At 68.7% G+C, this 13,382-nt stretch carries 11 protein-coding genes; 9 read left to right on the top strand and 2 right to left on the bottom strand.

The window, feature by feature from the left end:
- Nucleotides 1–165: 165 nt before the first annotated feature.
- Entirely contained in the window at nucleotides 166–675 is a 510-nt protein-coding gene (locus tag AC1DKV_RS23565) for a TRAP transporter large permease subunit (RefSeq protein WP_441612177.1), read from the bottom strand.
- Between AC1DKV_RS23565 and AC1DKV_RS23570 the strand changes: the two genes are divergently transcribed.
- From AC1DKV_RS23570 to hisD, 9 genes are all read left to right on the top strand, one after another.
- Nucleotides 642–1,691 (top strand): LacI family DNA-binding transcriptional regulator, encoded by a 1,050-nt coding sequence (locus tag AC1DKV_RS23570; protein ID WP_441612178.1) that lies wholly within the window; start codon nucleotides 642–644, stop codon nucleotides 1,689–1,691. The two genes, AC1DKV_RS23565 and AC1DKV_RS23570, sit on opposite strands and share 34 nt — an antisense overlap.
- A 151-nt stretch (nucleotides 1,692–1,842) precedes the next feature.
- Complete coding sequence (locus AC1DKV_RS23575; RefSeq protein WP_441612179.1) at nucleotides 1,843–2,166, top strand: hypothetical protein; 324 nt, start codon at nucleotides 1,843–1,845, stop codon at nucleotides 2,164–2,166.
- A 427-nt stretch (nucleotides 2,167–2,593) separates the two neighbouring features.
- Nucleotides 2,594–3,688 (top strand): ABC transporter substrate-binding protein, encoded by a 1,095-nt coding sequence (locus tag AC1DKV_RS23580; RefSeq protein WP_441612180.1) that lies wholly within the window; start codon nucleotides 2,594–2,596, stop codon nucleotides 3,686–3,688.
- Between the two features lie 28 nt (nucleotides 3,689–3,716).
- On the top strand, nucleotides 3,717–4,910 hold the full coding sequence (locus AC1DKV_RS23585; RefSeq protein ID WP_441612181.1) for an ABC transporter ATP-binding protein: 1,194 nt from the start codon (nucleotides 3,717–3,719) through the stop codon (nucleotides 4,908–4,910).
- Nucleotides 4,903–6,681 (top strand): ABC transporter permease subunit, encoded by a 1,779-nt coding sequence (locus tag AC1DKV_RS23590; protein WP_441612182.1) that lies wholly within the window; start codon nucleotides 4,903–4,905, stop codon nucleotides 6,679–6,681. The genes AC1DKV_RS23585 and AC1DKV_RS23590 overlap by 8 nt, the downstream gene beginning before the upstream one ends.
- Nucleotides 6,678–7,940 (top strand): NAD(P)/FAD-dependent oxidoreductase, encoded by a 1,263-nt coding sequence (locus AC1DKV_RS23595; RefSeq protein WP_441612183.1) that lies wholly within the window; start codon nucleotides 6,678–6,680, stop codon nucleotides 7,938–7,940. The genes AC1DKV_RS23590 and AC1DKV_RS23595 overlap by 4 nt, the downstream gene beginning before the upstream one ends.
- Before the next feature lie 32 nt (nucleotides 7,941–7,972).
- Nucleotides 7,973–8,674, top strand: a complete 702-nt coding sequence (locus tag AC1DKV_RS23600) for a GntR family transcriptional regulator (RefSeq protein ID WP_441612184.1) — start codon at nucleotides 7,973–7,975, stop codon at nucleotides 8,672–8,674.
- A 64-nt stretch (nucleotides 8,675–8,738) separates the two neighbouring features.
- Complete coding sequence (locus AC1DKV_RS23605; RefSeq protein ID WP_441612185.1) at nucleotides 8,739–9,119, top strand: RidA family protein; 381 nt, start codon at nucleotides 8,739–8,741, stop codon at nucleotides 9,117–9,119.
- A 267-nt stretch (nucleotides 9,120–9,386) separates the two neighbouring features.
- Entirely contained in the window at nucleotides 9,387–10,700 is a 1,314-nt protein-coding gene (hisD, locus tag AC1DKV_RS23610) for a histidinol dehydrogenase (protein WP_441612186.1), read from the top strand.
- A gap of 103 nt (nucleotides 10,701–10,803) precedes the next feature.
- Here the strand turns inward: hisD and AC1DKV_RS23615 are convergent, their stop codons facing one another.
- Nucleotides 10,804–13,098 (bottom strand): helicase C-terminal domain-containing protein, encoded by a 2,295-nt coding sequence (locus AC1DKV_RS23615; protein WP_441612187.1) that lies wholly within the window; start codon nucleotides 13,096–13,098, stop codon nucleotides 10,804–10,806.
- Nucleotides 13,099–13,382 lie beyond the last annotated feature (284 nt).

Here is a 13,382-nt window from a genome sequence, read left to right on the forward strand (position 1 = left end):
GCGCGACCAGCACGTAGCCAAGCGCGCAGGCGCCGATCGCGTAGCGGACTGGCGCGAGGCCAGGACCGGCGATCTTGCCTTGTGAGGTGGATGGCATGCCTTGCATGGCGGACTCCTTTGCATAGATGGCGATGAAGCCAACTCTAGGCCAGGATTCCTCGCCGATCACTCCGTGTCTTGCTGTCGAATTCCATGCCGGCGCGCCGCCGCGCCGGTGCGGTGGTGCGATTTCGGCGGGGCACTTGCATTTGCCCCGCACTCGCCTATCATCCTGTAAATCGTTTTAGTAAACCGTTTTACTGAAACACTTAAGACCTTGATTCCACCCACGGCCGTTGCGGCGCACCATAAGCAAGAAGCGTGGCAGGTGCCGAACAAGATCATCAGCGGCGCCGCGACCAGGACGAAGGCGCCACTGCCGTCGTGGGCGGCCAGCCCGGTCAGGGCCGCCTGCATCAGCGCGGGCAGCTGCTGCACCGAAAGCGAGAAGGCCAGGCTCGAGGCAGTGGCAAACACGAAGAGGATGCCTCCGGCCATGGCCGCGGCGCGCACGAACAGCCGCACCACCGCGCGCGCATCGAGTTCGCGGAACACCAGCACGCCGGCCAGCAACGCATGGAAGCTGGCCTGAGAACCCGAACATGGCAACCATACAAGATGTGGCCAGGCTGGCAAACGTATCCGTCAGCTCCGTCTCCAACGTGCTCAACGGCCGTACCGAGCGGCTCAATCCCGCCACCTTCGCGCGCGTGGAGCAGGCTATCCGCACGCTGGGCTTTCGCCCCAGCCAGGTCGCGCGCCAGCTCAAGACCGGGCAGACGCCGATGCTGGGCTTGCTCGTGCCGTCCACCGCCAATCCCATGTACGGGCAGTTCGCGGTCCTGATCGAAGCCGAGGCGCAGCGCCAGACCGGCTTCCGCGTATTGCTGGGCAATACCAACCGCGACCGCGACCAGGAAGCGAGCATGCTCGACGACCTGCTCTCCTTCGGCGTGCACGGCGTGATCATCGTCTCCTCCCTGACCGACGAGCTGCACTTCGAGGCGCCCGCGCGCCAGGGCCTGGCGATGGTGAGCTATGACGGCGGCGTCGATCCCAGGGTGCCGGCGCGCATCGACCACGTCCAGCCCGACAACTTCCAGGCGGGCCATCTCGCCGCCTCGCACCTCATTGCCCTGGGCCACCGGCGCATTGCCTTCGTCATGCCTGCCGGGCGCACCGTCAGCCGCGCCTGCAAGATCGATGGTTTTCTCGCCGCCGCGCGCGAGGCCGGCATTGGAGACGGCGCGGAGGTGCTCGAGTGCCCGCCAAGCGCTTACTATGGCGACGCCGAGCTGGCCGAGCTCGGCCAGCTCGAGGGCATGCGGCTGGCACGCAGCAAATCGCGTCCCACCGGGCTGATCGCGGTCAACGATATGATGGCCATCGGGCTGATGTCGGGCCTGCACCAGGCTGGCTTGTCGGTGCCGGCCGACGTTTCCGTGATCGGCATGGACGATATCGGCATGTGCGCCTACACCAATCCCGCGCTGACCTCGGTGGCCATGCCCTTCGGCGAGATGGCCGAGGCCATGGTGCGCCGGGTCGTGATGCGGCTGGCACAGCCGGAACTGGCGCCGACCCGCATGTGTTTCCCCAGCGGCCTGGTGCAGCGCCAGTCCACCGCGCCGCCGCTGGCGCCACGGCGCTGACGCAGGGAGCGGGTGGCCGGCACAACGGTTTTTACGCTCGAGGCACGCGGGGGAGCCGCGCGCCGCGGGACGCAGGTCGCGCGCGCCATGCCGTGCGCGCGGTGGTTGTCCGAGGTTGATTCTTGGAGCCGATTCATGGAGGAAACTGGAAATGGTGGTGGACAAAGAGGAACGCCGGCCGGCAGGAACGGCCAGGATCCACGTCGAGGCGGGCTACGCCATCGAGGTGGACATCATGCGGGTGGAGGACGGCTCGTGGGGGGCACTGGTGCGGTTGTCGAAGCTGGCCGACCGCGGCGCGCCCGCGGCCCATTTCATGCTCAACCGCACCTTCGGGGATCGCGCCATGGCTTTCTCCTACACGCTGGCGCTCACGCGCGAATGCGTGCTGCAGTTCGCGCCGGCCGAGGCGGTGGCCATTGCCCGCATGCTTGGCACTAGCCAGGCTCCGGCGAGCGGTAGCAGCGAGGACTAGCGGAGCGCCGCGCGAGGCAAGCGCGGATGGTTTTTTTCCACAAGGCGCAGATCGCGGGGAGATGACCAAGACGACACGCACGCCCCCGGCAAGAAGGGGCAGCGGTACGTCGTGGTGTCACGAAGGAGGGGCCGCCCGGCAAGGCGAGGGGGGCGACGATCACATTTCTGCCCGACGGCGAAGGACTGGCTGGCGAGGCGGGACAAGGGGCTGCACGCCGCGCGTGCGGCCCCTTTGCATTGGCGCGGCAGGTCCGGGCATAGCCCGCCCGCGCGGATCGGGGTGACGTGGAATGCAAGTGGGCGAGGGGGGCGCACTAAGCGTTTACCCCGCCTCATTTTTCTTTGACGTCCCTCTGTGACATGTCTACTATGATCGTGACATGTCAGCAAACGCTGGCGCTGATGATCCCATCCCAGGAGCCGAAATGGTCGCCGCGCGCAAAATGAAGTCGGGGAAAGTTGACGGAGCCCGACGCAAAGTCATCCACCAACTCGCCGGGGCGGCCGTTGCCGGCCTGGCGTTTCCCTATATCGGAGGCACGGCGCGTGCGCAGGAAAAGCGCATCGTCGTCCGGGACCCGGGCGGCCCGTATGCGGACGCGTTCGCCGAAGCCTTCTACAAGCCCTTCAAGGCCGCGACGGGCATCGAGGTCGTGCCGATCGTGGCGCAGTCCGATCCCACCGCGATGATCAAGGGCATGGTCGAGGCCAGGAACTATGCGTGGGACCTGGCGCTCCTGAACCGGCAGTCGCAGGAAGTGCTGACCGACCCCAGGACCGGAGTCTTCCTGGAAGAGGTCAGGGTCAAGGCGCCGGAGATCCCGGACAAGTACAACAGCCAGTACATGATCGCGACGCTGTTGCTGCAGACCGTGCTGGCGGTGCGCACCGACAAGTTCAAGGGCCGCGCCGTGCCCGCATCGTGGAAGGACTTCTGGGACGTGAAGAACTTCCCCGGACGCCGCGCGCTGCGCCGCCATCCGCAGGACACGCTGGAGGAAGCCTTCCTCGGCATGGGCGGCAACGCCGGGTCGGTCTACCCGATCGATGCGAAGGCGTCCTTCGAGGGGCTGGCGCGCATCAAGAAGGATATCCAGGTGTGGTGGACCAGCGGCGCGCAGACCTCGCAGATGCTAAAGAGCGGCGAGGTCGACATGTGCCCCACCTGGAACGCCCGTGCGCAGGCCGCCATCGATGAAGGGGCGCCCGTCAAGATCATCTGGAACCAGGGCCTGTGGAGCACCGAAGGCTTCTGCATTCTCAAGGGCTCGCCCAAGGCGGAGCTGTGCCGCGAGTTCATCAAGTTCACCTGCGACGCGCAGCGGCAGGCCGAATACACCAGGCGCCTCGCGTACGGGCCTTCCAACCCCAACGCCTACAAGTACATCGACCCGGTGCGCGCAAAGTCGCTGCCCACCCATCCCGACAACCTGGCCACCGCGATCCAGATCGATGCGCGCTACTGGGGCAACAACAAGGACAGGATGACGGAATCGTTCAACACCTGGCTGCTGGCATGAACCCGGCTGCGAGCAAAGGATGCAGAGCATGAAAATGGTAGCCAGGAAAGACGCCGGCGACGCCGCGCACGACCATCAGGCACCGGGCCAGGCCGAGGCCGGCGCCACGCCGCCGCAGGCGTGCCCGCAGCGCGCGGAAAAGCTGCGCATCGAATGCCTGTCCAAGCACTACGGCGATACCTGTGCGCTGGAGCCGACCGATCTCGCCGTGCGGCAGGGCGAGTTCGTGACCTTGCTCGGGCCGTCGGGTTCGGGCAAGACGACGCTGCTGATGATGATCGCCGGCCTTGTGCCGCCGACCTCGGGCAGCATCTGGATCGAGCAGAAGGACGCCACGCGCGCACCGCCCTACCGGCGCGATATCGGCATGATGTTCCAGAGCTATGCGCTGTTCCCGCACATGACGGTGGGCGAGAACATCGCCTTCCCGCTGCGCATGCGCAATATGGGCAAGGAGGCCATCGCCCGCGAGGTCGATGCGATCCTGGCCCTGATCAAGCTGCCGGGCATCCGCGACCGCTTCCCGGCGCAGCTCTCGGGAGGGCAGCAGCAACGCGTGGCGCTGGCGCGCGCGATCGTGCACAAGCCGTCGATCGTGCTGATGGACGAGCCGCTGGCGGCGCTGGACAAGTCGCTGCGCATCCATATGCAGGCGGAGATCCGGCAATTGCAGAAGCAGCTCGGCATCACGGTGCTGTACGTCACCCACGACCAGGAAGAGGCGATGACCATGTCCGATCGCATCTGCCTGATGAACAATGCCAGGATCGAGCAGATCGGCACGCCGGAATCGCTCTACTTCGCACCGCAGAGCCTGTTCGCCGGCCAGTTCCTCGGCGAGTCGAACTGCCTGCGTGGGGTGCTTGAATCGGTCGACGGCGAGCGGCAGCTTGCCTGCCTGCGCACCGCGTCGGGGCAGCAGCTGCGCGGGCGGCTGGCGCAAGCGGTCGAGCCGGGCCATGAGGCGGTGATGCTGGTGCGACCGGAGTCGCTGCGCGTCTCCATGAGCGTGGCCGACAGCAGCGCCAACCACCTGCCCTGCCGCATCGAGGACAGCGTGGTCATGGGTTCGCTGTCGCGCCAGCACGTCGTGCTCGCCGATGGCCAGCGCCTGGTGGCGGTGGGCCTGACGCGCGCGGGCCGGGCCGAGGGCGCGGGCAGCAGCAGCGCGGTTCATTTCAACGAGGCGGATGCCATGATCTTCGGAGCCCAGCATGGCTAGTCAATCGCTTGCCGCGCGGCAATGGACCGGCCCGGCGCTGGTCACGCCGACGCTGCTGTTCCTGGCCGCCACCGTGTTCGTTCCCGTGGTCCTGCTGCTCTGCGCGTCGCTGTTCGGCGCCGGCGGATTCTCCTCGTCCGCCTTCACGCGGCTGGCGAGCACGCCGGTCTATATGCAGGTACTCGGCCACAGCCTGTACCTGTCGGCAGTCGCGGCCACGGTTGCCGTGATCGCCGGGTTCCCCGTGGCCGCGGCGATCTCGCGGGCGTCGGGCGGATGGCGCCAGTTGCTCTGGCTCGGCGTGCTGCTGCCGTTCTGGACCAGCTTCCTGGTGCGCACCATCGCCTGGATCGTCATCCTCGGCCGCACCGGCGTGGTCAACAGCGTGCTCACGTCGAGCGGCATCAGCCAGGAGCCGCTCGAACTGCTCTACACCAACTTCAGCGTCATCGTCGGACTGGTGCATGTATTGCTGCCGCTGGCGATCCTGACCATGCTGCCGATCCTGGAGTCGCTCGACCGGCGCCTGCTGTCGGCCGCGCAGACGCTCGGCGCGCAGCCGGGCGTGACGTTCTTCACCGTGTACCTGCCACTGAGCGCGCCCGGCGTCACGGCGGCGTGGCTGACCACGTTCATCTCCGCGCTGGGCTTCTTCATCACGCCGTCGCTGCTGGGTTCGCCCAGGCAGACCATGATGGCGCAGCTCATCATCCAGCAGGTGCAGGAGATGCTCGACTGGGGCCTGGCCGCGGCGCTGTCGGTCCTGACCCTGGTCGCCACGCTGATCATCTACTGGTGCTACGACAAGCTGGTGGGGCTGTCCACGGTGGCGGGCGAGGCCGCCGCGCCGAAGGCCGGCGCGCGTGCCGGGGGCAGGCTTCGCAGTGCCGCCTATGCAGTCTGCTGGTTCCTCGGCAAGTCGCTCGACCGCGTGGTGGTGCCGCTGGCGCAGGCGCTGCCGCAAGCGCGCAAGGGTGCCGCCGATGGCCGGGGCCGGTTGTCGGCCACCGTGGCGGTGATCGTCATCGTCGCGCTCAGCCTGCCGGTGCTGCTGCTGATTCCGGAGTCGTTCACGTCCAGTGCGTTCATCGACTGGCCGCCCACCGGCTTCACCCTGCACTGGTACGAGGAGATCTTCGCCTCGCCGCTGTGGATGGGCGCGATCCAACGCTCGCTCGGCGTGGCGGCCGGCACCGCGGTGCTGGCCAGCGTGATCGGCATTCCCGCGGCCTTTGCCTTTGCGCACCAGCGACTGCCGCTGCGCTCGCTCGTGCTCGGCGCCATCCTCGCGCCCATGATCCTGCCGCGCATCATCGTTGCGCTGGGCCTGTTCTACGTGCTGTCCCGCCTGGGCTGGCTGGGGTCCTCCCTGGCGCTGGTGATCGGCCACACGGCGCTCGCGCTGCCGTACGTCGTGATCACCGTTTCGGCGTCCCTGCGGTCGTATGACCGCCGCCTCGACGACGCAGCCAGCATCCTTGGCGCCAACACGCTGACGCGGCTGCGCCGCATCACGCTGCCGATCATCGCGCCGGGCGTGCTGTCGGCCTTCATCTTTGCCTTCGTCACGTCGTTCGACGATCTCACGCTCGCGCTCTTCGTCAGCGGCGGGCTGTTCACCACGCTGCCCAAGCAGATGTGGGACGACGCACTGCTGAAGGTCAGCCCGTCGCTCGCCGCGGTATCCGTGCTGCTGTTCGGCGCGGTGCTGGCGATCATTGCCGTGTCTTACCTGCTGCGCCGCAAGGCTGCCGGCGCCGCGAGGGCATGATGAAAGAACAAACCATCGAGCAGGACGACGTGCTGGTCATCGGCGCGGGCATCATCGGCGTCACCGCCGCCTACAACCTGATCCTGCAAGGCCGGAAGGTCACGCTGCTGGACCGGCAGGCACCTGGCTTCGGTTGCTCGTTCGGCAACGCCGGCGGACTGAGCCCGGGCATCAGCTTTCCGCTGGCCACCCCCGGCATGTACCGTCACCTGGCCGGCTGGCTGCTGGACCCGGAAAGCCCCGTCACCGTGTCCTGGCGGCGCTTGCCCGCGGCGTTGCCCTGGCTGGCGCGCTTTCTTTTCGCGGGCACGCCGGCCCGGTCGCACACGGCGGCGGCCGGCATGCGCAAGATGATGCGCAATTCGCTGGAGGACTATGCGCCGATCATCGCATTCGCCGAAGCGCAGGACCTGATCCATCGCGTCGGCCAGCTGTACCTCTACAGCACCGATGCCGCGTTCGAGGAGGAGGCCGCCGCCGTCGCGGCGCGGGAACGGCTGGGAATCGCGCAGACGCTGCTGTCCGCGCAGGCGCTGGCGGAGTACGAGCCCGAGTTGTCGCCCGTGTTCCGGCACGGCATCTTTTTCCCGGGGCACGGGCATTGCTCGAACCCGCAGCAGTTCGTCGCCCGCATCGCCGATGCCTGCGTGCGCGCCGGCGGGGCGCGCCTGGTGCGCGATGAGGTAGTGCGTATCGCCGGTGCTGACGGCGGCATCCGCGTCTTCACGGCCAATGGCGAGCGGCGCGCGGCCCAGGTGGTGGTGGCGGCGGGCATCCATTCGAATGCGCTGATCCGCCCGTTCGGCTGGAAGGTGCCGCTCGAAAGCCATCGGGGCTACCATCTCCAGGTAGCGCAGCCGGGCGTCAACGTCACGCGCAACGTCATGTGGGCGGAGCGCAAGACACTGGTGACGCCGATCGGCGGCGGCTTGCGGGTGGCCGGGACCGCCGAGATCGGCGGGCTCGCCGCGCCGCCGACGCCGGCGCGCTTCACGCAGCTGGCGCGCACGCTGCAGGAAGTCTATCCGCGTGCCAATATCGGGCAGCGCTCGGAATGGATGGGGCACCGGCCCTGCACGCCGGATTCGCTGCCGGTGCTCGGGCCGCTGCCCGGCGCGGAGCGCGTGATCTGCGCGTTCGGCCATGGCCACGTCGGGCTGACAGCCGCCTCGTTCACGGGCCGCGTGATCGGCATGGCGGCAGCCAACGCGTCGATGTCCGATGCCTGGCAGGAATTCTCGATCGCACGCTTCGGTTGACGGCACGCGATCCACTACAAGGAAAACACAATATGAACGTTCGCGATCCCCTGCTGGACCCCGAACTCGGGGACAGCAAGAAGCCCTTGCAGCACCAGATCTTCGACGATATCAAGCGCCGCGTGATCACCTGCGACCTGCTTCCCGGCGCCGAGGTCACGGAAAAGGCGCTGGCCGACGAGTACGGCGTCACCAAGGCCCCGATCCGCAGCGCCCTGGCGCGGCTGACCGAGTCCGGCTGGCTGGTGAGCGCCCCGCGCAAGGGGCATGTGGTCTCGCCATTGACCGTCAAGGACGTGATGGAGATCTTCGATGCGCGCGAGCTGGTGGAGCCGCATACCGCGCGGCTGGCCGCGGGGCATGTGTCGCGCGCCACGCTGGTCAAGCTCAACGACGCCTGCACGCGCGAGTACGACCTGGACGACACCGAAGCCAAGCGGCAGTTCCTGCTGGCCAACGCGGCGTTCCATATCGGCATCGGGCGCGCATGCGGCAACGGCCGGCTGGCGCTGATGCTCGAGCAACTCCATGAGCAGGCGCTGCGCGTGCTGTACCTGAGCATCAGCGCGAGCGACCGCTCGGCGTCCTGGCGCCACGGGCACGAGTCGATGATCGACGTACTCGTCTCGGGCGACGCGGAAGAGGCAGCGGCGCGCACCCTGGCCGGCATCAGGCGCAGCCGCCAGTCGGTCATGGACATCGTCAGGCAGCACGAAGGCAGGATCTTCGTCTGAACGATCCTTGCCTTGCGCAGAACCAGTTTTTACCAACGGCTTAGCCATGGAGAAAGAGCAGGAAATGAGCACGTCTTCCATCACACGAATCAACACCGGCCCGCGCCTGTCGGACGTCACCATCCACAATGGCCTGGTCTACCTGGCCGGGCAGGTGCCCCGCGGCACGCTGGAGGGCACCATCGAGGAACAGACCGCGGAAGTCCTCGCCACCATCGACCGCCTGCTGGGCGCCGCGGGGTCGGGCAAGGAGCGCATCCTGTCGTGCCAGATCTTCCTGGCCGACATCGGCGAGATTGCGCGCATGAACACCGCCTGGGACGCCTGGGTGCCGCAAGGCAAGTGTCCGTGCCGCGCCACCGTGCAGGCGAAGCTGGCCAATCCCGCCTGGCGCATCGAGATCGTGGTGGTCGCGGCGCTCGCCGCGCAGCAACAGGCCGCCTGACATTCCCCTGGCCGGGCATGGCGCGGTCCGGCCACGTCATCGACGCTGGCTGTCTCCCGGCACCGGACCCGCTCCGATGACGCTGGACAGCACGGGCGGCAACAACGAATAGCAGCAACCGGTGCCCGGTGGCCCGCCACCGGCAAGGGCGGCGCTCGTCCTGAAAACCCGGGGCGGAAGGCTTTCCGCCCGGCAACAACCTGGTCGCCTCGCGCGCCGGCCACCGGCTGGCGTGCGGCGGCCTCCACTGACAAAATTGGAGCGAACGTGATCTCCCACCTGAAGCAAGCCGCCATCCAAACGAATATTTCCCAATCGTCCTCGCCGCAGGTGCGCCAGGTGGTCGAGGACGCGATCGGCCAGATCCGCGCCCGCGGCGACGCCGCGGTGCGCGATCTCTCGAAGCAGTTCGATAGCTGGGAGCCGGCCTCGTTCCGTCTCAGCCAGGCGCAGATCGAGGACGCCATCGCCAGGCTGCCAGCGCAGACGCTGGCGGATATCCGCGAGGCCCAGGCCAATGTGCAGCGCTTCGCGCAACTGCAGAAGGCGTCGATCACCGATTTCGAGGCGGAAGTCCAGCCCGGCATCGTGCTGGGCCAGAAGAACATCCCGATCAACTCCGTGGGTGCCTACATCCCCGGCGGGCGCTATCCGCTGCTGGCTTCGGCCCATATGATCATCACCACGGCGAAGGTCGCGGGCGTCAGGCGCGTGGTCGCCTGCACGCCGCCGAACCGCGGCCGCATTCCGGACGCTTCGGTGGCGGCGGCGCACCTCGCCGGCGCCGACGAGATCTACCTGCTGGGCGGCGTCCAGGCCGTCGGGGCCATGGCCATCGGTACCGAGACCATCGCCCGCGTGGACATGCTGGCCGGACCCGGCAATGCCTTTGTCGCCGAAGCGAAGCGCCAGTTGTTCGGCGAGGTCGGCATCGACCTGTTTGCCGGCCCGACGGAGGTACTGATCATCGCCGACGAGGCCGCGGATCCCTTCGTGGTGGCCACCGACCTGATCAGCCAGGCCGAGCACGGCCCGGACTCCCCGGCGGTGCTGGTGACCACGTCCAGGGCGCTGGGCGAAGCCGTGCTCAAGGAGATGGAAACCCAGTTCTCGAACCTGGCGACGCGCGATGTCGCGCAGGCGGCCTGGCGCGATTTCGGCGAGATCATTCTCGCCGATACGCTCGACGAAGCGTTCGCGGTATCGGACGAATACGGCAGCGAGCATGTCCAGGCGCTGATCAGGGAGCCGCGCCTGGCGCTGGAGAAGCTGACCACCTACGGCGCGCTGTTCATGGGCGAGAACACCTGCGTGTCGTTCGGCGACAAGGTGATCGGCACCAACCACGTGCTGCCCACGCGCGGCGCGAGCCGCTATACGGGCGGGCTTTGGGTGGGCAAGTTCCTGAAGACGGTGACGTACCAGGAAATCACCTCCCTGGAGGCCAGCGCCGCGATGGGGGCGCTGTGCGCGCGCGCCTCGCGCGCGGAGAACTTCGAGGGGCATGCCCGCTCGGGCGATGTGCGCGCTTCGCGTGCCAGCGGCGCCAGGCCGGAGTGGGCGGCCATGGCCGACGCCTGATGCCGCGCGGGCGGGGCAAGCGCGCGTGCATCGATGCGCCTGGGCCCCGCCAGGCGCGGGCGGCGCCGCGCGGCAGCCGGCAGGCGCCTAGCCAGGGCCCTCGCTAGGGCCCTCGCCCGGCGGTTGCCACGTCCCACCAGCCCGGCAACAGCGCCAGCACCTCGGGCCGCGCGAAGCGGTCGTCGATCAGGTGGACCACGCCGCGGTCCGCCTCGGTGCGGATGACGCGGCCCGCGGCCTGCACGACCTTCTGCAAGCCGGGATAGAGGTAGCCGTACTCGTAGCCGCTGCCGAACTCGGCTTCCATCCGTTGCCGGGTGAGTTCGTTGACCTCGTTGAACTGCGGCAGGCCGAGCGTGGCGATGAAGGCGCCGACCAGCCGGTCTCCGGGCAGGTCGACGCCTTCGGCGAACGCGCCGCCGAGCACGGCGAAGCCGAGCGCGCGGCCGCCCGGCTCGAAGGCACCGATGAATTCGGCCTGTGCCGCCTCGGTCATGGCGCGTGCCTGCCTGCGCACGGGGATATCGGGCCAGCCGAGCTCGAAGGCATCGGCCACCTGCCGCAGGTAATCGTGGCTGCTGAAGAACGCCAGGTAGTTGCCCGGGCGCGCGAGGTACTGCGCGGCCAGCAGTTCGGCGATGGGGCGCACCGAGCGCGCGCGGTCGCGGTAGCGCGTGGAGATGCCGCCGGCGATGTGCACGGCGAGCTGGCCGGCGCTGAACGGCGACTGCACTTCCAGCCATACCGTGTCGCGAGGCAGGCCCAGGGTGTCGCAGACAAAGCGTGCGGGATAGAGCGTGGCCGAGAACAGGGTGGCGGAGCGCGCCGCGGCGAAGCGCGGCGCGAGGAAGGGCGCGGGGATGATGTTGCGCACCGCCAGGCGCGCCCTGGCGGGGCGGGCCTTCGCGATGCCGGCGGGCGCGCCGGCGTCGTCCCTGCTGATGTCGAACACGGAATGCTTGTCGAGCGATCCGGCCAGGCGGGAGAAATGCAGCGCATCGAAATAGAAGCGCTGCAGCGCCGGGGTGACGCTGGCGGGCGCATCGGTGAGCTGGTCCAGGATCGCGGCGGCGGCGCGCTCGAGCGCGGCCATGAATGCCGGCGGGATTTCCGCATAGGCGGCGTAGGCGCCCTCCTGGTCCTTTGCCAGCCGGCTCCATTGCGTGCCCAGCCGGCGCAGCGCGCCCGCCAGCGGTTTCGGCGCGCCTTGGCGCAGCTCCGGCAGCACAGCCGGGTCGAGTTCGGCCGAGTACATCTTGCGCGCACGCTCGAGCAGGTTGTGGGCCTCGTCCACCAGCACCGCCACGCGCCAGTCGCCGGCGGCGGCCATGCCATGCAGCATGGCGCCGCGGTCGAAGTAGTAGTTGTAGTCGCCCACCACCAGGTCGGACCAGCGTGCCATCTCCTGGCCGAGGTAGTAGGGGCAGATGCCGTGCGCCAGCGCGACCTGGCGCAACGCGGCGCGGTCCAGACGGGTTTGCGCGGCGGCCTGCTCGCGCGCGGCCGGCAGGCGGTCGTAGAAGCCGCGCGCGAGCGGGCAGGCTTCACCGTGGCAGGCCTGGCCCGGATGCTCGCAGGACTTGTCGCGCGCGGCGAGTTCCAGCACGCGCAGGGGCAGGCCGGGGTTCGCGGCGCGCAGTCCCTGCGCGGCATCGAGCGCCATCTGGCGGCCGGTGGTCTTGGCGGTGAGGTAGAACACCTTGTCGAGCTGGCCCTGCGGCGCCGCTTTCAGGGTGGAGAAGAGGGTGCCGCCGGTCTTGCCGATGCCGGTGGGCGCCTGTGCCAGCAGGCAGCGGCCCGAGCGGCCGGCGCGATAGACCGCCTCGGCCAGCTCGCGCTGCCCGCGCCGGAAGGCGGCGTGCGGGAATGCCATGGCGGCCAGCGCGGTGTCGCGCGCCGCGCGGTGGTCGGCTTCCTGCGCGGCCCATTTGACGAAGCGCTCGCACTTGTCTTCGAAGAAGGCCTGCAGCTCGGCTGCATCGCGGTCTTCGCTGAACACCGACTCGCGCTGGCTCGTCATCTCGAAATACACCACGGCCACGCGCATGGCCGGCAGGCCGAGCCTGCAGCACATCAGCCATGCGTAGATCCTGGCCTGCGCCAGGTGCAGCTGCCGGTGGTTCTCCGGCAGCGCGGCCCAGTCGCCGCGCACGGTCTTGATTTCCTCGAGCTGGTTGGCGTGCGCGTCGTAGCCATCGGCACGGCCGCGCACCAGCAGGCCCTTGTACTCGCCCTGCAAGGGGATTTCCGCCTGGTAGCCGGCGCCGCGGCGTGCCTGCACCAGGGTGTGCGCGGCCTGGCCTTCGGCCGCCGTGGGCGAGGGCGTGAAGCGGATGTCGAGATCGCCTTGCTTGGCGGTGAACTCGCACAGGGCACGCACGGCGATGGCATAGGTCATCGGCGTGGCAGGCGCGGCGGGGCGCACTTATGGACGGAGATCACGGCGGTACGGGCATGGCAGAGGGGGACTGTATGAATATACAGTATCGCCCTTCGCTGCCGCCAGCCCGGCATGTCGTCCTCGCGTCCAGGACCCGTGGCATGCGCCATGTGGCCTGGCTGGCATCGCCGCCGCGCAGGACTGCCATGCATGCGGATCTGCGGGGGCTGCGCGAAGGGGCGCCCGATATCCGCGTGCGGCCTGCCGACGCGGCAGGCCGCACGGGTACGGCGCGCATCGTA

It is taken from the genome of Cupriavidus sp. 05T41, assembly GCF_056396525.1.

Bases quoted from the DNA above. Each gene is read 5' to 3' on its own strand.
- AC1DKV_RS23590 (WP_441612182.1), top strand. From the start codon at position 4,903: ATGGCTAGTCAATCGCTTGCCGCGCGGCAATGGACCGGCCCGGCGCTG.
- AC1DKV_RS23605 (WP_441612185.1), top strand. From the start codon at position 8,739: ATGAGCACGTCTTCCATCACACGAATCAACACCGGCCCGCGCCTGTCG.
- AC1DKV_RS23595 (WP_441612183.1), top strand. From the start codon at position 6,678: ATGATGAAAGAACAAACCATCGAGCAGGACGACGTGCTGGTCATCGGC.
- AC1DKV_RS23600 (WP_441612184.1), top strand. From the start codon at position 7,973: ATGAACGTTCGCGATCCCCTGCTGGACCCCGAACTCGGGGACAGCAAG.
- AC1DKV_RS23585 (WP_441612181.1), top strand. From the start codon at position 3,717: ATGAAAATGGTAGCCAGGAAAGACGCCGGCGACGCCGCGCACGACCAT.
- AC1DKV_RS23575 (WP_441612179.1), top strand. From the start codon at position 1,843: ATGGTGGTGGACAAAGAGGAACGCCGGCCGGCAGGAACGGCCAGGATC.
- AC1DKV_RS23580 (WP_441612180.1), top strand. From the start codon at position 2,594: ATGGTCGCCGCGCGCAAAATGAAGTCGGGGAAAGTTGACGGAGCCCGA.
- AC1DKV_RS23570 (WP_441612178.1), top strand. From the start codon at position 642: ATGGCAACCATACAAGATGTGGCCAGGCTGGCAAACGTATCCGTCAGC.
- AC1DKV_RS23615 (WP_441612187.1), bottom strand. From the start codon at position 13,098: ATGACCTATGCCATCGCCGTGCGTGCCCTGTGCGAGTTCACCGCCAAG.